This window comes from Ignavibacteriales bacterium (assembly GCA_016214905.1).
Taxonomy (GTDB): domain Bacteria; phylum Bacteroidota; class Ignavibacteria; order UBA10030; family SZUA-254; genus PNNN01.
In genome coordinates this window covers 120,685-141,723 of record JACRMQ010000006.1, presented here as the reverse complement: position 1 = coordinate 141,723, position 21,039 = coordinate 120,685, and the positions used below count along the sequence as shown (strand labels likewise).

Sequence of the window (21,039 nt, the reverse complement as noted above, 5' to 3'; positions counted from 1 at the left end):
ATTTATTTTTGATTGTCGGTGTACCAATCGATTGTCCGGCGGATACCATCATGAAGCGAAATTGAAGCTTTCCATTTCAATTTTTCCAATCTACTGACATCTAATAACTTTTTTGGAGTTCCATCAGGTTTGGATGAGTCCCACTTAATCTCACCTGAGAAACCAACAATATTCTTAATTGTCGTTGCTATATCTCGAATGGTTGAATCAACTCCTGTTCCTACATTGACAAGTTCACCGATATCTTTATACTCATAATTTTCCATAAGATAAACCGCAGCATCGGCTAAATCATCAACATATAGGAATTCACGAAAGGGTGACCCTGTTCCCCATAACGTTACAGATCTCTCTGAAATACCTAGTTGATTCATCACCCGGATTATCGACTCATCATCTTCAGATTTCAATTCAGCATCGTAATTAAAACCTAACCGAAATCGACCAATATCCTCTCTAATATCCTCGTAATTCTTTTGTGCGAGCAATTTAGCGAGATAAAATTTTCTGATCAACGAAGGAAGAACATGCGCGGTTTCAAGATTGAAGTTATCATTCTGACCATACAGGTTTGTGGGCATCAAGGATATAAAATTTGTACCGTGTTGTTCGTTAAAATATCTGCACAATTTTATTGCAGCAATTTTCGCAATTGCGTACGGTTCATTTGTCGGTTCCAAAAATCCGTTCAGCAGATATTCTTCCTTCAAAGGTTGCGGTGCAAGTTTCGGATAAATGCAAGAAGAACCGAGGTTAAGAAGTTTCTTTACACCGGATTTATAAGCCGAATGAATCACATTCATCGCAATAGCAAGATTATCGTAAATGAAATCTGCCTTATATGTATTGTTGGCAAGAATTCCTCCAACTTTCGCAGCGGCAAGAAAAACATAATCAGGTTTTTCACTTGTGAAGAAATCTTCCACCTCCTTCTGGCGGCTCAAATCCAATCCGGGGAAATCTTTCACGACAAGATTAGAGTAACTTTTCTCCTGAAGTTTTCGAACAATTGCCGATCCTACAAGACCTGTATGCCCTGCAATATATATTTTCGATTTCTTTTCCATCTTTATTTTGTTTTTAGATTTTTATAGAGAGATGGCGTTCATTATTCAGCAATTCAATATCTGCATCAACCATCAAACGAACAAGCTGTTTAAACGTAGTCTTGGGATTCCAACCTAGTTTTTGTTTCGCTTTGCTAGCATCACCAATAAGAAGATCGACTTCTGCCGGACGATAGTAACGCGGATCTATCTTTACATACTTCTTCCAATCCATCCCTGCGTACGAAAATGCTTCATCCAAGAACTCACGAATGGTATGTGTCTCTCCGGTGGCAATAACAAAATCATCAGGTTTCTCCTGCTGCATCATCAACCACATAGCTTCAACATATTCTTTTGCGTAACCCCAATCGCGCTTCGCATCGAGATTTCCGAGATACAGGGAATCCTGTAATCTGGCTTTAATGTGAGCAAGCGCGCGTGTTATTTTACGTGTAACAAAAGTCTCGCCACGCCGGGGCGACTCGTGATTGAAAAGGATTCCGTTACAGCCGTAAATTCCATAGCTCTCCCGGAAATTGACGGTAATCCAGTATGCATAAACTTTAGCACAGCCATACGGACTGCGCGGATAAAACGGCGTGGTTTCCTTTTGCGGCACTTCACGCACCATCCCGAACATTTCACTGCTCGATGCCTGATAAAATTTTGTTTTAATTCCTGTTTCGCGTATAGCTTCCAAAATTCTAACAGTTCCCAATGCCGTAACGTCACCTGTATATTCAGGTATATCGAAACTGACGCGCACATGGCTTTGTGCAGCAAGGTGATACACTTCATCCGGTTTAAGATTATAAAGTAATTTAATAAGATTTGTTGAATCACTGATATCACCGTAATGAAGAAAAAATCTCACACCGTTAATGTGAGGATCCGTATAAAGGTGATCTATCCTTCCGGTGTTGAAAGTACTTGCACGGCGGATGATACCGTGGACTTCATATCCTTTTTCCAATAATAATTCAGCGAGATACGAACCATCCTGACCGGTAATTCCGGTGATCAATGCTTTTTTCATTTTATTTTTCTCTTAACTAAAATTTATTTTAATGATGATATTTTATTTCTCTGTGTTTAATTTATTGAGGTGATTATTCACCATGAATCCGATCATTTCACTGAAAGATGTTTTCGGTTTCCATCCCAAAATTTTTCTTGCTTTAGACGCATCGGCAACAGTGGGTCCGGTTTCTGTGGGACGCACGAAACGCTGATCGATAACAACATGATCTTCCCATTTCAAACCGACAAAAGCGAACGCTTCTTCACAAAATTGTTTTATGGTGCGGGATTGCCCGGTCCCTACAACGAAATCATCTGCTTGTTTCTGCTGAAGTATTAGCCAAATAGCTTCGACATAATCGGCGGCGTAGCCCCAATCTCTTTTAGAATCGAGATTACCAAGAGCGATCTTACCATCCTTCACCATCGGCTCGCTAACTTCATTAAGTACGGATGAATTTTTTATCCCTAACTTTGCACATGCGGCACCGTAAGTAACTTTTTGAGTTAAGAAGTGCATCCCTCTATGCGGGCTTTCATGATTGAATAATATTCCGCATGATATAAACATGTCATAACTTTTCCTATATATTTGCGCCAGATTGTGAGCGTATACTTTCGATGCGGCATAAGGGTTCATCGGATTAAAAGGTGTCGATTCGTTTTGAGGAACCTGTTTAGGATCGCCAAACATTTCTGATGACGACGCCTGATAAACATGGCAATCAGGTTTTACATGCCTGGCAGCTTCGAACAAACGGTGAGCGCCCAACCCGGTGATTTCTCCGGTTTCTATAGCGAGGCGCCATGATTCTCCTGGATACGATTGCGACGCAAGGTTGTAGATCTCATCAGGTTGATGCTTCTTGATGGCTTCTGCCAGCGAAAAAGTATCGAGCAAATCTCCATATATGAATTCAATCATTTTTCCGTAACGGCTGAAAAGGTTCGCCTGATCGGAAGAAGTTTTACGGCGCAATCCAATGACTTTATATCCTTTACTGATGAGCAGATCAGCCAAATAAAAGCCATCTTGTCCCGTGATACCTGTGATAAGGGCTGTTGCCATTTGTATATTGTGAATTATTGGTTGTGAATTCTTTGATTTTATTTGTGATGATAATATAAAAAAAGCGGCATTAAATTGCTATTTATTGAGGATGGGATACGAAGAGTATTTAAAAAAAAGTATACTCAGATTGTAGCGTAATTAATTCAGAGGTTACCGTACGTGCGATTTCTCACAGCCAGCTTCTCCGCCCTCCAAGCCAGATAAAAATGAATCACTGTCATATCATTTTACCTTTCCACTTTGAATAGCCATTTCAATAATTTCTTCTACACGTGAGATATTACGCTCAATGTTAAAATCATGATCAACACGTTTACGGGCTTCGGCACCCATACGTTTTCTTAAATCAGGATCATTAATTAATTTTATGATTGTTTCAGTCATGGCACCTACATTGAGAGGTTCGATCAAAAATCCTGCCTGGTTACCAACCGCCTCGGGGACTCCACCAACAGCGAACGCGACAATCGGTTTTGACGCCGCCATCGCTTCCAATAATACAAGCGGGAATGGATCTTCGCGCGAGGGCAGAACAAAAATATCGACCAGCGATAAATATTGATCGATATTTTCTTTTGAACCTGTGATGATGAAATCGTCTTTGATCTCACTTTCCGCAATTTCATCTTCCAGCCATTCATTAAAACGTCCTTCAACATGCGGTGTCCCGCCGATAATTATAAATTTCACTTTTAAAGAGGGTGAAAGAGATTCTTTAATTATTTTTGCGACATCCAGAAAAAGATCACTCCCCTTCACGTGAGCGATTCTGCCGATCATACCGATGATGATCGTACTTTCTTCAATCCGAAGCAGAGCCATGATAGATGAATTACGTGGAAGTACTGTTTCCGGGATTTCGATTGATTCATGAAACACAACTATGCTTGCCGGATTGAGAGCCGAGACCGTTAATAAATATTTTCGCACGGCGGTTGATGCGGATATTGCAACATCCGTATAATTATGTATCAGATATCTATCGAACGATGAAAGAGTGTCGAAAATGTTTGAAAGTTCGTGAACATGAATCAGTGTGGGTATATCGAATAACTTCGCGTAGAGAAGCCACTTCGACGTCATGACAGTATTGCAATAAACGAGATCCGGTTTCAGTTGTTTGATAAGTGAGAAACGTTTAAATGCCCCTCTGATATTACGTAAATATTTTACTCCGCGGCAAAACAGTTCCTGTGGGAAAACTTCCGCATGTTCTGCGAAATATTTACGGAGAGGTCCGTCTGTTCCGGTAACAACGATCGGTTCGTATTTTGTTTTATCGAGATGTTTAACGATCAGGAGCAATTCACGCGGCGCCCCTGTTAATGAGCAATCGTGTGAAATAAATAAAATTTTCTTCCGCCTGTCTGCCATATCATTTTCTGAAATAAATACTCGATAAAATGGAGAAATTATCTGAGAATTGCAAGAAAGATTGTCATTGGTTACTAATTAGAAGCTATGAGTGGTGAGTTGTAAGTTGTGAGTTGTGAGATATGAGTTGAGAAATGCGACTTTTCAAATAGGTAATTTTTGCATAGAACAATTTAATCAGTTATCTTGTTCTTAGGTATATAAATAGTCCTGATGAAATTTAGAGTAAACATACTGATTCTGCCGATATACATCTTGTTTTCAATAGGTGTACCTGTAATTTTGCATACATGCGGAGACCGCACCAATGCGTTTGTCTCTGCCAAAACACCGGACGATCCGTGCGGTGACGCTTGCGGTGCAGACTGCTGTGAATTATCAGTCAAAGTATTTCATCTCGAAGATTCTCAGATTCAAATCATCCAAGGACAGAATTTAGTAACCTCTATTCCCTTTTTACACATTGGTGGAGTTCTTGATTTAAATCCAATCCAAAATATCTTCACCTATCTTTCCGTTTCCGATAAATCACCTCCGGGTAAAATTTCAAAATATAAAATCGATTGCGTATTCCTCATTTGATGATGCATAGTGAGTTTTGTTTTTAATTCACTGATGGATCACAATATAAATTGAGGATATATGAGAATATTTTTCAAATCACTCTTGTTTGGTTTACTTGTTGCATCAATATTGTTCGCACAAAAACCCGAAGTTAAAGAATCAAAATTCAAAGTATCCGGTAATTGCGGCATGTGCAAAGACCGGATCGAAAAATCAATTAAAATCAAAGAAGTGAAATATGCAAAGTGGGATAAAAAATCTAAAATGCTCACAGTTGCATATCTCTCACCGACAATTTCAGTCGACTCACTTCAGAAGAGAATAGCCACCTCCGGACATGATACTGGTATTCATCTGGCGCAGGACAGCACTTATAACAAACTACCACCTTGTTGTTTGTACAGGGGAAATCCGACAACTCATTAAATCGATGAAGATCGATTTATTATCACAAAACAATATTATAAGGTTTGTTATGAGAACAGCAATTATAATCATTATGATCCTCTTACTCACCTGTCTATTACCGGCACAAAGCGCGGATAGACTTGAGGGAAGAGTGTTGGAAAAAAATGTTGAGGGAAAAATTATTCCGGTTGCCGGTGCGAATGTTTTTGTCGTGGGGACAGCCAACGGTACATCGACGAATGCAGATGGATCATTCACCCTCTTGAAAATCAGCACGCCGGTAAAACTTGCAATAAGCAGTGTAGGATATAAACCCGACACCATTGCTATTTCCGTAAATACATTCATCACGGTGGAATTATCGGCGGAGGCACATGAGTTATCCGAGGTTGTGGTTGAGGGGGTGAATGCATCCTCAACGTACGAATACAAATCTGCCGGATTCGTTCAAACCATGTCGCAGAAAGAATTATTCAAAGCGGCATGCTGTAACCTCTCGGAAAGTTTCGAAACCAATCCGTCTATCGATGTCTCTTTTACCGATGCGATTACCGGATTAAAACAAATAGAGATGCTCGGCTTGGCTGGAATTTATTCGCTGATTACAGTTGAAAATATGCCTTCGATCCGCGGACTTTCTTCATCAATCGGTTTGTCTTACATTCCCGGGACATGGATTAAAAGTATTCAGGTTTCTAAAGGCACCGGTTCGGTAGCAAACGGATATGAATCGATAACCGGTCAGATAAACGTGGAGCTTCACAAACCGGAAGATAAGGATGAGGATAACATCTTCTTCAACTTCTTCGGCAACAGTGAAAAAAGATTTGAAGGAAATCTGAATTTCCGTAAAAATCTCGGAGAAGGTATAGATGCATTAACGCTTCTTCATGGCAGTTTCCTGAAAAGCAGGATGGATGGGAATTCCGATCGTTTCCTCGATATGCCTCTCGGAAATACAATCAATTTCCTGCAGCGTTTTCACATAGCATATCCGCGCAGGTTTGAGAATCAGATCGGGGTGCAATATGTTTCCGATTCCAAATCAGGGGGAACGTTGAACGGATATGAAAAGAACACCGATGAGTTATCTCTGCTTCCGAAAGAATATTCATTCAGAATGAAAAACGTATATTTAAGAATTTTCGGTAAGAACGGATATGTGTTTGAAGGGAATTCTTATTCAAGTGTTGCCCTTCAATGGTCATTCAGCAATTTTAAACAAAATAATGATTTTAATCTGCGTCGTTACGACGGTGAGCAATCGTCGGGATATTTTAACTTCATATTTCAATCGAGCTTCGACAGCACCATACATCAGTACAGGTTAGGATTGAGTTTTCAATTCGATAATTTCAAAGAAAAATTTCCGGGATTACATTTTGAAAGGACGGAACGAATCCCCGGTATTTTCGGTGAATACACTTACAATCCCGCGGATGAATTATCTTTGATAGCGGGAGTGCGGACAGATTTTAATGATCTCTTCGGAACAATTACGTCGCCCCGTTTACATTTACGTTATACACCTCATGAAGATTGGGTATTGCGATTGGTTGCAGGTAAAGGAGTAAGAACGGCGAATGTCCTTTCAGAAAATCTTGCTTTCTTTGCCAGTGCGAGGAACCTGAATTTTCCGGTAGAATCGGGCAACTATCCGTTTAAGCAGGAATCTGCATGGAACATTGGCTTTAATCTTACACATTATTTTTTGTTTGAGTGGCGCGAAGGAACAATCACACTTGATTTGTACAGAACTGTTTTCGATAAACAGGTTGTGATTGATCTTGACCGTGATCCACAATCGGTTTATTTCTATAACCTGAACGGAAAGTCGTATTCAAATACCATTCAGGCAGAAATAAATTTCCAACCGGTTGAGAGATTGGATGCAAGGATTGCGTATCGTTACGTAGATACGAAGCAATCTGTAAACAACAAATTGGTTGAGAGACCATTTATTTCAAAAAACAGAATGTTGTTGAATTTAGGATACTCGAGTGAACGGGACGAACCCGATCAACCTCAGATGCTTTATGATTTAACGATACAATGGTTCGGTCCTAAGAGATTGCCCGATACTGAGTTAAACCCTGCAGATTTTCGATCCTTGAAATATTCTCCATCATTCGCGCTGGTGAATAGCCAGATAACCAGATCGTTCAACAATCGATTCGATTTATATTTAGGGATAGAGAATATATTCGGGTTCAAACAAAATTCGCCGATCATCGATCCGGAAAATCCGGACGGGAAATATTTCGATTCATCCATCATCTGGGGACCGATTTACGGAAGGATGGTTTATGCGGGATTAAGGTGGAGGGTGTAGCCGCAATCTCCTCCCGGCTCTAATTCGAGATGATTGCGTATGATTGCAAACACGCGGACATTTAGCATTGAAGAGCCAAGAAAAGTCCGCGGCTACGGCTGGGAGATTGAATGGCAGTATTTCTATGCTCTTTGTTTTAAACCTCCGGTATCTGACCATGATCAACAGTTGAAGATACCGGAGGTTTGACCATGTCTTCGATATGGTTGTGTATAATTGCAAACAGCGCGGACATTCAGCTATGGACATCTTATGAATGTCCGCGGCTACTCTGTGATTTTCATGAGATGATTGCGTATCATGGCAAACTATTGTAATTTTAACATGGTTTTATAATTTTATTTTTTGTATACTTACATAAGCATATTTTATGTCAAATCCATTGTTTTACATCGTTATTAGCGTGAAAGGAATTTCCAATTGATGGAATATTTATCGCACATACGGATATTATCGGCAATAATCCCTGCCTACATAGATCCAGGGACAGGCAGCTTGCTTCTTCAACTTTTATTGGGTGGTATTGCAAGCGGCTGGGTAGTTTTGAAATTATTCGGCAAACGTATTATGGCACGTTTTGGATCATCAAAAAAAGAAAAAGACCAAGATTAGTTTTCCACATGATCGGATAATTCCGATCATTGCGGGAAACAAAATAAATACTCCCTTCTCAAAAGTTGCAGTATGATAGACCAAATAAAACCACCTTACAAAGCAAAAATTGAACCGGGATCATTCCGTGACCGGCATGGCAGAATTATTTATAGTGGCGGATCTGTATACCGGGGTATAAGCGAATTAACTTTGCAAAATTGGAATGCACTCATTGCAACAAAATTCTTTCAGCCAGCAACCGAACAAAACAAATTAGTTCAGACTATCAAAGTTGAAAAAAACCAACTCTCTGATATATCAATCGGAGAAGGATGGGCGGCAGTACTAAAACATCAAGTTATCCCTTTTATTTCTTATCCATATGAATGGTCTTTCGGGATGATGAAGGATGCCGCGCTCTTACAACTCGAACTGCTGGAAAAAGCAATCAAAGAAGATATGACGATGAAAGATGCGACCAGCTTCAACATCCAATGGTTCGGAGCTAATCCGGTTTTCATAGATATCGCATCTTTCGAAAATCTTAATCCGGGTACGCCGTGGGTTGGATACAGACAATTCTGCGAAATGTTCCTCTACCCTCTTATGCTTCAAGCATACAAGAATATACACTTCCACCCATGGATGCGCGGCAGTATAGATGGAATTGATCCTGAGGAGTTTAATAACCTTATGTCTTGCCGGGATATGTTCCGCCGTGGAGTTTTTGTAGATGTATATCTTCAATCAAAACTGCAGAAGAAATATGCAACCACGACGAAAAAAGTTAAAGACGATATCAAGTCGGTGGGGTTTAGAAAAGAGATGATTCTTTCTAACATCCGCAGATTGACGAAGATTGTTAACGGATTAAACTGGAAGCAATCAAAATCTGAGTGGTCGGATTATGCCGATGATAACAGCTACAGTAATCAAGACGCTAAATTTAAAGATGATTTTGTACGCGATGCGGTGAGGTGTAAAGACCGGAATTTGGTTTGGGATCTCGGGTGCAACACAGGAAGATTCTCGCGCATTGCAGCAGAACATTCAAAGTACGTTGTAGCAATGGACAGCGACCATCTTGCAATTGAACGATTGTATCAGGAATTAAAAAGAGAAAATTGTCGTACAATTCTTCCATTAGTAATGAATCTATCGGATGCATCGCCGAATCTTGGATGGCGAGGATTGGAAAGAAAATCGCTAGCCGAGCGTGGTAAACCGGATTTGATACTCGCATTGGCGTTGATTCATCATGTTGTTATTAGCGCAAACATACCGCTTGCCGAATTTATTGATTGGCTCGCTTCGCTTGGCGGAGATTTGATAATAGAATTTGTAACCAAGGAAGATCCAATGGTAAAATTCCTTTTGCAAAACAAGGAAGACCAGTATAATGATTATGAACTTGAAAACTTTGAACAGCAACTTGCATTAAGGTTTAATATTGTTAAGCGACTTCCTCTTAATTCCCGAACACGTTATCTCGTTTATGGTGAAACTAGAATAAATGAATGATAGCGTTTGACTTACCCTACCGATAGAATTTAGGACAAAATTAAGACGTTATGGAAAATCCGACAGAAATTAAGCTAAGTAAATTTCAAAAATTATTTGCTGTACTACCACCGACTATTTTTATAGTATCTAATATCTTCTTATTCACTCCATTCACTATTTACCAAGGGAACCTCGATGAATTTACCGTGGCGTTTGTTTCCCTAATTAAATTTTATCTTTTTCCCTCTCTTATTACTATTCTAATATTGGGTGGTATTGGTATCTTGCTACTAGAAAAATGGCATAAGCGTTATGTTGCTATTTTATTCATCTTGGGCATACTCCTATGGCTCCAAAGCAATATCTTGCGTTGGGACTATGGAGTACTAGGTAAAGCTGATATTGATTGGAGTAAAGCGATCTGGCGTGGATGGATTGATTTAACAATTTGGATTGGACTGCTTGTTTTGACATTTATATTCTACAAAAATGTATACAAAATTTCAAAAACAGCAAGCATTGCGTTCATATCACTGCAAGTTGTGTTGTTATGCTACACGAGTTTTGAGCAACCGAATACTTGGCAAAGAGGAATAGAATATACACAGCCTCCAGAAAAAATATTTCAGTTTTCATCTAATCAAAATGTAATTCATATTATTCTCGATGAATTGCAAACAGATGTATTTCAAAATATAATTAACCAAGACACTGGTTATTACCCTAAAGTATTTGAAGGATTTACATTCTTTAAAGAGAACATGGGCGTTTTCCCGACAACAGTCATGAGTATGCCCGCCTTACTTAGTGGTGAAGTGTATAGAAATTACATTCCAATAGAAGATTTCAAGGACTCCATTTATAAAGGGAAAACTATTCCAACGGCTCTATTAAAGAATGGATATGATGTCGACCTTACAAGTACACTTGGATGGTATTCGTCTATGCAGCATACTAATTGGTACCAAATACCGGTTCCATATGGTGTTACAATTACCGATTATGAACAGACAAACACTACTTACTTAATGAATCTGGTGCTGTTTCGGGCTACCCCTCATTTTGGCAAAAAAATCATTTTCGAGAATAGAATAAATCTCAAAACTTCAGACGAAGAAAAGATCCAATCATTTGAAGCACTTCGACATTTATCAAATAAAGCATTCTTGCAAGATATGATCGATCAAATGACAATAAATAGAAATGCTCCCATATATAAATTTATTCATCTAACGACTACACACTTCCCAATGATAATGAATAGTAACTGTGAATATGATGGAACTGTACTGCCGTTCACATGGGACAACATAAAGATTCAAGCGAGATGTAGTCTTGATCATTTTATCAAATTTTTGGAAAAACTAAAGACCATTGGAATTTACGATTCTTCATTGATTATTATTCAGGCGGATCATGGTTATTGGAAGGTTGCTAATTCAATAACTCAATTGGATTTATTGAATTTAGATAAATCACTTACAAAAGATTTTACAACAGAGGAAGACTTTGCAGAAAAAGTATGTGCAAGTTCCCCCCTTCTATTAATCAAACTTCCAAATGCTAGAGGAAAAATAAAAACATCATATTTACAAACTCAGACAACTGACATACCTACAACTTTATGCTCTTTATTAAAAATAAATGAAATATTTAATGGACAGTCAATTTTTGAAATTGACAAAAATAAAATTAGAGATCGAAGATTTTACTATTATAATGAATTAAACGGATCAGCCGATAAATATTTTGACAATATATATGAATATTCTGTACGTGGAAATATAAATGATAGGGTGTCATGGCGATGCATTAAAAATCACTTACCAGGTGAATCGTATTCAACCAGTAAAATTATCTTTGGTACAGACGCATCTCGGCGATATTTAAGATATGGATGGAGTATAAATGAAAAAAATCAAGTCGATGGGACCACATTTTCTTGGTCAGTTGGAGATTCTGCATCATTACATCTTACACTTCCAAAGAACAAAATATTATTGACTATGAATGTTAACTCCCCTTTCATTGACAGCATGCAACTAGTCACTGTTAAACTCGACGGGAAGGTAATAGGAGGTTGGAGAAATTTAAAACAAGGACAATGGGAAAATCATTATCTATCAGTAAATGCAGATAATTATCGCCCTTATTTGAGTGAGATTGAATTTCATTTTTCACATTACCTGAAACCAAGTAAAAAGGATAATCGTAAACTTGCATTATTATTTCAATCATTATCTGTTGCGGAAGTAAAATAATAGTTTTTGTGAAGAAAATCTATGATGTGTTACAACACAAAGACTATTTCAACTTCAAAAACCCGATAAGCTGTTCACCATCTTTTTCTTCGAAAACATAACCTAGCTGTTCATATAACCGTTTGGCGCGTTTGTTATGTTCATATACCTTTAATCTTATAGTGTCGGCTCCCCTTATACGCGCGACAGAGTGAAGGTATAACATCATTAGCTTTCCCAAGCCCATTCCTTGTGCTTCATTTCTAATCAAAATACCAAGACTTGGGATTGCGTAACCCTGATCCCAGCCACGAAGCATACCATAACCCAATACATGATCTGAGTGAATTAACGCGCAATAGAAATCTTTTCCGTCGTACAAACAGAGGCGTTCTGCTTCAGCTTTGGTAAACGGGTGCGGATGAAAGAAATTGTCTTCTCCCTTCCCGGCAATATCAGCAAATAAATCAGCCAACAAATTAGATAGCTCCGGACGTAATGGTACTATTTCAAGATCTTCTGTTCGCATCATTTTCTTCGATTCTATTCAACAGGTTTTATTTTGTTTTTAATTTTCTCCATACCGAAAGATAAAATCTCTGAATAAGTCAGCTTATCGCCCACTACGGGCCCCGACTTGCAAATATTTTCAGTCAGTAATCCTTTGATACAGTACGATGGTTTTCGAATATTCATCCAAAGCCATACCGATTTAAAATAAATCGTTCTGTAAAAAATATGGTGTTTATCTCCAAAATGTTTTGAATGAAATACGCCGTAGAGATGGTCACTTATCGCTTGCACAAAATAAGGAGATACTTTTCCAAACTCTTTTGTCTGAACGTTTGCTACTTCCGAAAGAAGCGGCAGCAATTGCGATGCAGTCTTTGCTGTCTCGTGCCATCGATTCCCTGAAATGTCTTCCGGTATTTTTAAAAAACGATAACCAGCTATTGCAAAACGTGCCCATAGTTCATAATCCATAACGAATTGCAACTTATCATTGACACCACCGCACTCGATATAGATATCCCTCCGAAAAAAAACCGAGGGTTGAGCGAGATAACCTTTCTCAAACAATTCTTTTGTAGGATTACCGTTTGAACCGATCTCAATAGTTGGATACGGACGAAGAAAATTACCGGACTTATCCATGTAATGTCCCAAACCTACTACGACTTGCGTCTCAGGATGCTCTTTTATACTTTTACCAACTTTCCAAAGAGCATTATTCGATTGCACATCATCAGAATTCAGCCACGCAAGCCACTCTTTCGATGCCATCTTGAAACCTTTCACTAAGGCATCAGATTGGCCATTATCCTTTTCACTTATATAGCGAATTCGATCACCGTATCCCCTGAGTATATCCACTGTATTATCGGTTGATCCACCATCAATAACGATGATCTCTAAATCTGGATAATGCTGATTGAGCAGACTATCGATAGTTTCGGAAATATACTCCCCTTGATTGAAAGAAGGAATGACGATAGAGAACCCAATTTGCTTTTCATCAGATTGGTTTGATGCAAATGAAGTTATTTCAGACATGACCAAAAATGCTTTCTTTGATCCAACTTGTAAAGGAGCGCACACCATATAAAATTGTCCTGGGTGACCATCTAAGATTATAGTATATCCAATAAATCATCGCCCACATCAATATAGAGCGTGTAACTGGTGTCGGCTCTCCTTGAGTCCAGCTATTACCATAAACCTTATTATAGGCAAGCTGCCTAGTCCAACTGTACGGTACGTTATGATAATATTGGTGTACAGTCTCACAAATTCCATGAATAAGTCCGTCGCGGTCTTTAACGGTCTTCGCATCCGAATGAAGTCTGGAGAGTGAAAGAAAATCATCTATAAAATAAAATGGAAGATCACGCTGCCATCTCATCCAAAGCTCATAATCGAGAATAGGTGATACGAGCTTCCCTGAAAGAACAACAACTTTCCTCTTAAAGAAGAGCGATGGCTGTGGAACAATACAGAAGTGCATCATCCTGCGTTTTTGTTCGTGTAATATCGGACTCCAATCAACAGGGTATTCAATGTGTGGTTTCAGGTTGTCGTCAGTGTAGTAATTCTTGCCATACACGATGAGGGCACACCGATTCAAATAAAAAAATGTAACAACCTTCCAGAAAGTATCTGGAAGATATATATCATCGGAATTTATCCAGGCAATTATTTCGCCGTCAGTCGCTTCTATTCCTTTGTTCACGGCGTGGAATTGGCCACGATCGGATTCACTGACATAACGAATTAGATTTTTGTATTTAGATTTATATTCATCCAAGATCTCCTTAGTGCCGTCAGAAGATCCTCCATCGGCGACAAATATTTCTAGAGAAGGATACTTTTGAGCTATTATACTATCCAATGTCTGCTGTATGAAACTGGCTTGATTGAATGAAGGAATAACAGCAGAAATTTTCGGCAATGATACCAATGGAAGAGTTTTCACCATTGTAATATCTGAAGATGATGGAATAAAAGCGAGACTTCGCTCAAGCTCGTTCATTTCCTGAAAACCTCTCTGATCGTTTTTTCTAACGACAAGCAGATTTCATCAATAGACTCATCAGTAAGTCCTGAATATGTCGGAAGATTTATTCCATGATCACCTAAGAATTCGGCATTTGGAAATTTAAAGTCACCTGCATACATCGGTAGCTTATGCATTGGGATAAAAAATGGTCGAGTTTCGATTCCATATTTACTTAACAACATATTTTGCACTTCTTCCCTGATGTGAGTACCACCGCTTCCGAGTACAATTGAGAATAACCAATACACATTGTGGTAACCAGTTGGTTCGATTGGTAAGCGAATCAACCCTTCGTTAGCAAATGATTTCAGATTTTTTAAATAACGCATCGCGATTCTTCGGCGTTCAGAAAGATGATATGATGCCATTTCAACCTGACCAAGACCAATCGCAGCGCAGACATTAGTCATGCGATAATTATATCCTATTATAGGATGCCAATAGCGTCTATTCAAATCCATCCCCTGTCCCTTCAACATTTTTACACCTTTTCTGCGCTGAACATCCTTCATAAAAACCATTCCACCTTCACCGGTAGAAATAATTTTGTTTCCATAAAAGCTGAATGTTGCGGCATCTCCTATACTTCCCACGTTATGACCTTGAATCGATGCACCGAAAGCTTCCGCACAATCTTCGATCAACCATGCATTCCTAGAGCGACACAGATCTGCTATTTCAAGTGTAGGGGCGGGTAATCCGTACAAGTGAACAAGTATTACTCCAGCGGTTTTTGGTGTCCAAGCATTCTCAATAGATTCACGAGTTACATTCCATGAGTTAAGGTCAGAATCTGCAAAGACAGGTTGTGCGCCACAATATGCTATGGCGTTAGCGCTTGCGACATATGTAAGCGATGGAACAATAACTTCCATCCCCGGTTTGAGATCCAAGCCCATACAAGCTAAGTGCAACGCTACTGTACCATTACATACAGCAATGCCTTCATCTAATTGCAAAAAGGAAGAAACTGCTTTTTCGAAACGTGGAATGTACTCACCCGAACTGGAAATCCAACCAGCATCGATAGCATCATTTACATATTGTTTTTCCTTCCCGGCTAAGAGTGGTTGTGAGACCGGATAATGAATTGGTGATTTCTGCATTTAAATCCTTTTAATTAGTTTCTTTGACACTTCGATAAAGGTCAAACACCTTTATTGCATATTGCTTAAGTGAATTATCGCGTAAAGCCCTCTCGCGGCCACGTTCTGCACACATATTTCTTTGTTCTGGATATTCAAGCCAAGACACCATTTTATCAGCAATATCTTCAACAGAGATCGGATCGAAAACCAAGCCGGCGCCATCCACCATTAGCTCAGTCAATGATTCAATATTTGAACACATCGCGGGGCAGCCCAACGTTTGAGCTTCAATGACCGGGTAACTTGATGCTTCAAAGAGTGAAGGAACAACACAGTAAGTTGCTGATTTATAAATAGCACCTAAATGTTCAGTTGGTATATAATCCAAAAACATAATATGGTCTCGTAGATTGTACTGATCTAGTACTTTCTCTAAATTGGGCCAACCAGTAAGTCCACGATATCCGCTAAAAACAATTTTAAAATCATGCTTTGGTACACGTGATCTAACAATTGCCAATGCTTCTGCTAAGCGAGCGTGATTTTTATGAATCCAGAATTGAGCAGGATAAAAACCAAATTTTTCAGGAAGATGATATATATCTCGAGCCATTTGGGGTGTAAATGATTCCAACCCTTTAGCAACTTCTGGATTGCATGCAGGTTGAATTTTATAAACTTTCCATTCCGGAATTCCCATTTTCTGGATAATATCATTCCGAACAAAATCGGATGATGCTATGATCGCTGAAGCAAGCGTTGCTGATTGTCCATATAAATTGTATCGTGCCTCCAGGTCACCAGCGGTAAAATTCTCAGGATGATGTAGATGCTGAAGATCATGTAGATTCAATATCCCCGGCACAGTAAAATCAATTTGGGAAAAGATTTGAACCGGGCTATGCACTATATCTACTCCTAATTTTTCTCTAAGATTAGCAAACGTCAGATTAGTGCTCCTATAATCAATCGCCTCGGTTTTGGAAAAGAATGCTTTTTTAACTTTGAGTCCAAAACTTACCGTAGGTATACGATCCAGAACATGGTAATTCACTCTCTTACCAAATAAATTTTCCAATTGTGGCAATTGTTTTGTGTTGAGTATTAAACTTATTCTAACATCATCAGTGTGAGACATGAGAGCATGGACTAATGTCTTCATGTATATCTCAACACCACCCGATATCCCGAATTCGATTTGAACAACATCTAAAGCAACATGGATACCACCCGAATCAGATACTTTCTTTTGTGTGGATTGAGGTTCTCGATTTTGAGACACCTCTATATTCTTCGCGGGATCAAAAAGTTTACGCAGGGATTGTCGAATTCGCATGATGGAATTTATCAATCCCCAACCCAATTTTCTATACTCTGCTAATTCTTTGCCGAGTTGGTTTATAGCTGAATTTTTTGCTTGGATCAATCCACGAAGTTTTTCTACTAGCACCTTCTTTATTAAATTATCTGCCCGAACTTCGTTCAGTTCTCTAAGAAGTCGGTCAACAACCTCCTGTTTGGCTGCACGATCTGATCGAATAGTGTCCAACTCTTTAATAAGGCGATCGATAACATCCTGTTTAGCAGAGCGGTCCGATTGAACTCCATCCAGTTCTTTAACGAGTCGATCAACAATTTCCTGTTTAGCTGAACGGTCAGATCTAACACCATCCAATTCTTTAACAAGACGGTCAACAGTTTCTTGTTTAACCACAAGGCCAGATCGAATCCCATCCAACTCTTTAACGAGCCGATCAACAACTTCCTGTTTAGCTGCACGATCTGATCGAATTTCTTCAAGTTCCTTAGCTAAACGATCAACAATCTCTTGCTTGGCTGCACGGTCTGATCGAACGCCATCCAACTCTTTAACAAGACGGTCAACAATTTCCTGTTTATCGGCACGGTCAGACCGAACTCCATCCAATTCTTTAACTAGGTGATCAACTACAGCCTGTTTGGCTAGACGATCGGATTGAATTGCGTTTAACTCGGAAGAGATTCTATTGAATGCAATTTCATCAACAACATGTTGCTGTTTAATAATATTTTGCCGATAGCCAATCTGTTCGATTGCCTGTATTTGTGTGGTCAAAACTGAATCATGTGGAGTGAAAGTGTAATACTTTTCCGATTTGCCACCAATGATTTTTGCTATGTTAGAGTTAAATGGAAGGCGGAAGCCAATCCCTGTCCCCGGATAATCGCGAATGTTTTCAATACACAAAAATTCTGGATGAGCTTTTGCAAATGTTTTCCAAACGTCTAGTAAATATTCATGATCCTCGTGTATGAGATCATCGAATACAATAGCCCCACCTGGTTTAACTAAAGGTGCACATATTTCCAAGTCTTGCATTGCCCCATCACGCGAATGATCACCATCAACCGTAACGATGTCAAAAGCTCCAACAGTTCTTGATTGTGTCGATTGCGAACCAAACAAAAATGCAGGTAGTGTAATGTGGGAATCACCTGAGATAAGAAATGTATTACCCTTGTGTCCAATTTCTTGTAAGAGTTTTCTTACTTCAGTTGGATTGCTATTAGAGATATCGGCATAATTCTCTAGCCAAAGATCAAATCCTGTTACCATGATATTTGGACATTCACTAACTGCTTGCACAAGGCTCCATCCTGTACGAACACCTATTTCAAGATATTTATTTGCCCTAAGTCGGCGGGCTATCCATCGAATGATACACCGGAGCTCCCAATATGGTTGCTTTGTAATATTCCTTTCACTAAGTAGATTGAAGATAGGCAAAAGGTTTTTATCCTTCTTAAAATTGCCGCCATCATCCAACACAGCTTGGACTATCCCCTGATCCAGTATATCTTTGTCTATGGATTCTAATATTTTATTATTTTCCCCTGTTATTTTCATTTGTAAGTTTTTATGATCTAAAAATGGAGAATAAATCCTGATGAACGGTTATACAATGCTTGATTTCGTTGGACATTAAGCATAAAGTATTAAAAAAAACACTTAGAAGCAATCGATTTGCCTTATTCTAACTGATTTAGGAGGGTGTATCTTTTTTTTCCTTGACAGAACTACCAGAGCTATCCCATCTTTTTTTGTAGTTGACCTACAAATATTTCTAATGGAATTTTAGCTATACCGTAAAATGGTAGAACTCTACTGTGGTCACAAAATACAATAATAGGTCCCAACATTTCATGCTGATCATGTATGTATCCAACATTTGCTTCACCGTCAGCCGACGGTTCTCCAGAACCTAGGCTAAATGTATACTCGCCAGGTTCGATACTAAATGTTAGGTTAAAACTAACAGTTAAATATTGGCCAGATTCCATCGCTGGTAAATGCAGCTTTAATTGACGTGTACCAGATGCAAACACCAACACACCCATTCGATTATAGAGATGTATACCACAGGATGGCTGTTCAATATAAGAATTCGCTTTAAGAAGTAAAGTAATAGTAAGTTGGTGATCCATCTCTACCATCATGGTATCAATTCCACTTTCGGTTGTAATGCGGGCTGCTTCTATTTCAATCCCTCTTCGTCCATGGCGATTTTTACTAATTTTCAAAATAGAATGTTTACGAATTTCATCCAAAGACATTGCTTGTCCGTCAGAAGAATTCGGAGTATCAATCATCTTGGATGAACCAATCGTACTATTACTCGGTTTTTTTCCCATTGTAGTGCGATAGAGGCTTACTGCCTCGGTAGCTGTTCCTAGATACTCTGTCCGTCCATGATCAAGTAAAAGGGCACGGTCACAAAGATTTTGGATACCTGGTAAATCGTGTGTTACAAATATAAACGTAACACCTTTGGCTATTATTTCTCTCATCTTTGTAAAACATTTTTGTTGGAAGAATATATCTCCTACGGAAAGTATCTCATCGACAATAAGTATCTCCGGTTCAACCGATATCGCAACCGCGAAACCGAGACGGGCATACATACCGGAGGAATATTTTTTCACGGGTACATCGATGAAGTCCCACAACTCTGCAAAATCGACAATCTCTTTAAATTTCTGGTCGATAAATTTTTTTGGAATACCAAGTATGGCAGCACTCATGTAAACATTTTCTCTGCCGGTCATGTCGGGATGAAAGCCTGCGCCAAGTTCTATAAGCGAAGAGACGAGTCCATTCACTTCAACAGAACCGGATGTTGCTTTTGTAATACCGGCAATTATTTTAAGAATGGTGCTTTTGCCCGCGCCGTTTCTTCCGATGATACCGAATGCTTCTCCCTTTTTAATTTCGAAACTTACATCTTTCAAGGCGTAGAATAATTCTTTTGATGCATTTCCACCTGTGACAAGCTTGATTGCCGAGAGCATGGTTCGTCTTCCGGCTTGAAGATCGTATGCTTTAGAAACGTTATCGAAACGGATGGCTGTCATAACACATCGGCGAAGAGTTTTTCCGCCCGCTTAAAGAATTTATATGAAGGAATGAACAAAACTATGAGTAATGTTGAGGCAATAAGCAGTGAATACCACTTCGGTTCGTAATTGTAGAATACCGCATTTTTGAATGCATCTATTATAGCTCCCATCGGACTAAGAAAATAATACTGGCGGATAGATTCCGGTAAAGCAGTGAGCGGGAAAAATACGGGTGTAAGAAACATATAGAGAGTTATAAAAAAGGTGACTACGTAGGTCAAGTCTCTTCGAGCAACCGTGAGCACGCTTAGAATGAGCGAAAGGTTCAAAATAAATAAAATCTCAACAAAAAGGATCGCAGGTATATAAATGAACCTCCAATTAGGATAGAAACCGAAGAAGAGATTTAAGACAACGAGAACAATGAATGTTACAATGAAATCGAACAGCCCTGAGAGGATAACCGAGATAGGAATAATTTCTCTGGGGAAAGAAACCTTTGTAATGAGCGCAGAGTTAGCCCGTAAGCTGTTCATCGCATTGATTGTTGTCGTTGCAAAGTAGGTCCATAGAGTAAGGTTAGCGAAAACAAAAATCGCGTAAGGGATACCTTCAGCGCTGGGACTTTTTAAAATAACTGAAAAAGCGATAGTATAAACAACCGTTTGCAAAATAGGTTGCATTAAAGACCAGCCAAGCCCGAAAAAGGTTTGTTTGTATCTTGCTACAATCTCTCTTTTCGTAAGGGTTAACAAAAGTTCACGGTGCGCCCAGAGATTTTTAAAATCTCTGCCCATATTGATCATAGCCCAGAATGGGTGATGAATTATTGGAAATTTGAGGATCCGAGTTACCATGCGT

Annotated in this window: 18 protein-coding genes; 7 read left to right on the top strand and 11 right to left on the bottom strand. The window is 39.1% G+C overall.

All coding sequences use genetic code 11. The annotated features are described in order from the left end of the window. Window positions 1-2: 2 nt before the first annotated feature. The 4 genes from HZB59_04430 to HZB59_04415 all read right to left on the bottom strand — a co-directional run bounded on the left by HZB59_04430 (window position 3) and on the right by HZB59_04415 (window position 4,515). Complete coding sequence (locus tag HZB59_04430) at window positions 3-1,067, bottom strand: GDP-L-fucose synthase (protein ID MBI5020660.1); 1,065 nt, start codon at window positions 1,065-1,067, stop codon at window positions 3-5. Window positions 1,068-1,080: 13 nt separating this feature from the next. Continuing rightward, complete coding sequence (gmd, locus tag HZB59_04425; GenBank protein ID MBI5020659.1) at window positions 1,081-2,085, bottom strand: GDP-mannose 4,6-dehydratase; 1,005 nt, start codon at window positions 2,083-2,085, stop codon at window positions 1,081-1,083. 42 nt (window positions 2,086-2,127) lie between these two features. After that, on the bottom strand, window positions 2,128-3,138 hold the full coding sequence (locus HZB59_04420; protein MBI5020658.1) for a GDP-mannose 4,6-dehydratase: 1,011 nt from the start codon (window positions 3,136-3,138) through the stop codon (window positions 2,128-2,130). A gap of 225 nt (window positions 3,139-3,363) precedes the next feature. Then, window positions 3,364-4,515, bottom strand: coding sequence for a glycosyltransferase family 4 protein (locus HZB59_04415; protein MBI5020657.1), 1,152 nt, complete (start codon window positions 4,513-4,515; stop codon window positions 3,364-3,366). A gap of 213 nt (window positions 4,516-4,728) precedes the next feature. Between HZB59_04415 and HZB59_04410 the strand changes: the two genes are divergently transcribed. The 7 genes from HZB59_04410 to HZB59_04380 all read left to right on the top strand — a co-directional run bounded on the left by HZB59_04410 (window position 4,729) and on the right by HZB59_04380 (window position 12,177). Further along, window positions 4,729-5,097, top strand: a complete 369-nt coding sequence (locus HZB59_04410; GenBank protein ID MBI5020656.1) for a hypothetical protein — start codon at window positions 4,729-4,731, stop codon at window positions 5,095-5,097. Window positions 5,098-5,157: 60 nt separating this feature from the next. Beyond that, window positions 5,158-5,505, top strand: a complete 348-nt coding sequence (locus tag HZB59_04405) for a heavy-metal-associated domain-containing protein (protein MBI5020655.1) — start codon at window positions 5,158-5,160, stop codon at window positions 5,503-5,505. Between the two features lie 49 nt (window positions 5,506-5,554). Then, a complete protein-coding gene (locus HZB59_04400; protein MBI5020654.1) occupies window positions 5,555-7,819 on the top strand; it encodes a TonB-dependent receptor in 2,265 nt (754 codons plus the stop codon). 39 nt (window positions 7,820-7,858) lie between these two features. After that, window positions 7,859-8,008 (top strand): hypothetical protein, encoded by a 150-nt coding sequence (locus tag HZB59_04395; GenBank protein ID MBI5020653.1) that lies wholly within the window; start codon window positions 7,859-7,861, stop codon window positions 8,006-8,008. A 234-nt stretch (window positions 8,009-8,242) separates the two neighbouring features. After that, the gene (locus HZB59_04390) at window positions 8,243-8,431 is read left to right on the top strand and encodes a hypothetical protein (protein MBI5020652.1); all 189 of its coding nucleotides are present in this window, start codon (window positions 8,243-8,245) and stop codon (window positions 8,429-8,431) included. Between the two features lie 72 nt (window positions 8,432-8,503). Continuing rightward, a complete protein-coding gene (locus HZB59_04385) occupies window positions 8,504-9,934 on the top strand; it encodes a class I SAM-dependent methyltransferase (GenBank protein MBI5020651.1) in 1,431 nt (476 codons plus the stop codon). A 50-nt stretch (window positions 9,935-9,984) separates the two neighbouring features. Further along, the gene (locus HZB59_04380) at window positions 9,985-12,177 is read left to right on the top strand and encodes a hypothetical protein (protein MBI5020650.1); all 2,193 of its coding nucleotides are present in this window, start codon (window positions 9,985-9,987) and stop codon (window positions 12,175-12,177) included. Between the two features lie 43 nt (window positions 12,178-12,220). Here HZB59_04380 and HZB59_04375 read toward each other — a convergent pair whose 3' ends face one another. The 7 genes from HZB59_04375 to HZB59_04345 form a co-directional block, all read right to left on the bottom strand. Further along, window positions 12,221-12,688 carry a GNAT family N-acetyltransferase gene (locus HZB59_04375; protein MBI5020649.1) on the bottom strand — a complete coding sequence of 156 codons (468 nt, stop codon included), beginning with the start codon at window positions 12,686-12,688 and terminating at the stop codon, window positions 12,221-12,223. Between the two features lie 11 nt (window positions 12,689-12,699). Beyond that, the gene (locus HZB59_04370; GenBank protein MBI5020648.1) at window positions 12,700-13,710 is read right to left on the bottom strand and encodes a glycosyltransferase; all 1,011 of its coding nucleotides are present in this window, start codon (window positions 13,708-13,710) and stop codon (window positions 12,700-12,702) included. Then, window positions 13,703-14,686 (bottom strand): glycosyltransferase, encoded by a 984-nt coding sequence (locus HZB59_04365; protein ID MBI5020647.1) that lies wholly within the window; start codon window positions 14,684-14,686, stop codon window positions 13,703-13,705. Before HZB59_04365 ends, HZB59_04370 begins: the two co-directional genes overlap by 8 nt. Beyond that, window positions 14,683-15,819, bottom strand: coding sequence for a DegT/DnrJ/EryC1/StrS family aminotransferase (locus HZB59_04360; GenBank protein ID MBI5020646.1), 1,137 nt, complete (start codon window positions 15,817-15,819; stop codon window positions 14,683-14,685). Before HZB59_04360 ends, HZB59_04365 begins: the two co-directional genes overlap by 4 nt. A 10-nt stretch (window positions 15,820-15,829) precedes the next feature. Beyond that, window positions 15,830-18,688, bottom strand: coding sequence for a glycosyltransferase (locus HZB59_04355; protein MBI5020645.1), 2,859 nt, complete (start codon window positions 18,686-18,688; stop codon window positions 15,830-15,832). 179 nt (window positions 18,689-18,867) lie between these two features. After that, window positions 18,868-20,193, bottom strand: coding sequence for an ABC transporter ATP-binding protein (locus HZB59_04350; protein ID MBI5020644.1), 1,326 nt, complete (start codon window positions 20,191-20,193; stop codon window positions 18,868-18,870). Next, on the bottom strand, window positions 20,190-21,035 hold the full coding sequence (locus tag HZB59_04345) for an ABC transporter permease (GenBank protein ID MBI5020643.1): 846 nt from the start codon (window positions 21,033-21,035) through the stop codon (window positions 20,190-20,192). The genes HZB59_04350 and HZB59_04345 overlap by 4 nt, the downstream gene beginning before the upstream one ends. Window positions 21,036-21,039: the final 4 nt, after the last annotated feature.

Bases quoted from the DNA above. Each gene is read 5' to 3' on its own strand.
- HZB59_04380 (MBI5020650.1), top strand. From the start codon at position 9,985: ATGGAAAATCCGACAGAAATTAAGCTAAGTAAATTTCAAAAATTATTT.
- HZB59_04415 (MBI5020657.1), bottom strand. From the start codon at position 4,515: ATGGCAGACAGGCGGAAGAAAATTTTATTTATTTCACACGATTGCTCA.
- HZB59_04395 (MBI5020653.1), top strand. From the start codon at position 7,859: ATGATTGCAAACACGCGGACATTTAGCATTGAAGAGCCAAGAAAAGTC.
- HZB59_04430 (MBI5020660.1), bottom strand. From the start codon at position 1,067: ATGGAAAAGAAATCGAAAATATATATTGCAGGGCATACAGGTCTTGTA.
- HZB59_04405 (MBI5020655.1), top strand. From the start codon at position 5,158: ATGAGAATATTTTTCAAATCACTCTTGTTTGGTTTACTTGTTGCATCA.
- gmd (MBI5020659.1), bottom strand. From the start codon at position 2,085: ATGAAAAAAGCATTGATCACCGGAATTACCGGTCAGGATGGTTCGTAT.
- HZB59_04355 (MBI5020645.1), bottom strand. From the start codon at position 18,688: ATGAAAATAACAGGGGAAAATAATAAAATATTAGAATCCATAGACAAA.
- HZB59_04400 (MBI5020654.1), top strand. From the start codon at position 5,555: ATGAGAACAGCAATTATAATCATTATGATCCTCTTACTCACCTGTCTA.
- HZB59_04365 (MBI5020647.1), bottom strand. From the start codon at position 14,686: ATGAACGAGCTTGAGCGAAGTCTCGCTTTTATTCCATCATCTTCAGAT.
- HZB59_04350 (MBI5020644.1), bottom strand. From the start codon at position 20,193: ATGACAGCCATCCGTTTCGATAACGTTTCTAAAGCATACGATCTTCAA.
- HZB59_04345 (MBI5020643.1), bottom strand. From the start codon at position 21,035: ATGGTAACTCGGATCCTCAAATTTCCAATAATTCATCACCCATTCTGG.
- HZB59_04390 (MBI5020652.1), top strand. From the start codon at position 8,243: ATGGAATATTTATCGCACATACGGATATTATCGGCAATAATCCCTGCC.
- HZB59_04420 (MBI5020658.1), bottom strand. From the start codon at position 3,138: ATGGCAACAGCCCTTATCACAGGTATCACGGGACAAGATGGCTTTTAT.
- HZB59_04385 (MBI5020651.1), top strand. From the start codon at position 8,504: ATGATAGACCAAATAAAACCACCTTACAAAGCAAAAATTGAACCGGGA.
- HZB59_04410 (MBI5020656.1), top strand. From the start codon at position 4,729: ATGAAATTTAGAGTAAACATACTGATTCTGCCGATATACATCTTGTTT.
- HZB59_04375 (MBI5020649.1), bottom strand. From the start codon at position 12,688: ATGATGCGAACAGAAGATCTTGAAATAGTACCATTACGTCCGGAGCTA.
- HZB59_04360 (MBI5020646.1), bottom strand. From the start codon at position 15,819: ATGCAGAAATCACCAATTCATTATCCGGTCTCACAACCACTCTTAGCC.
- HZB59_04370 (MBI5020648.1), bottom strand. From the start codon at position 13,710: ATGTCTGAAATAACTTCATTTGCATCAAACCAATCTGATGAAAAGCAA.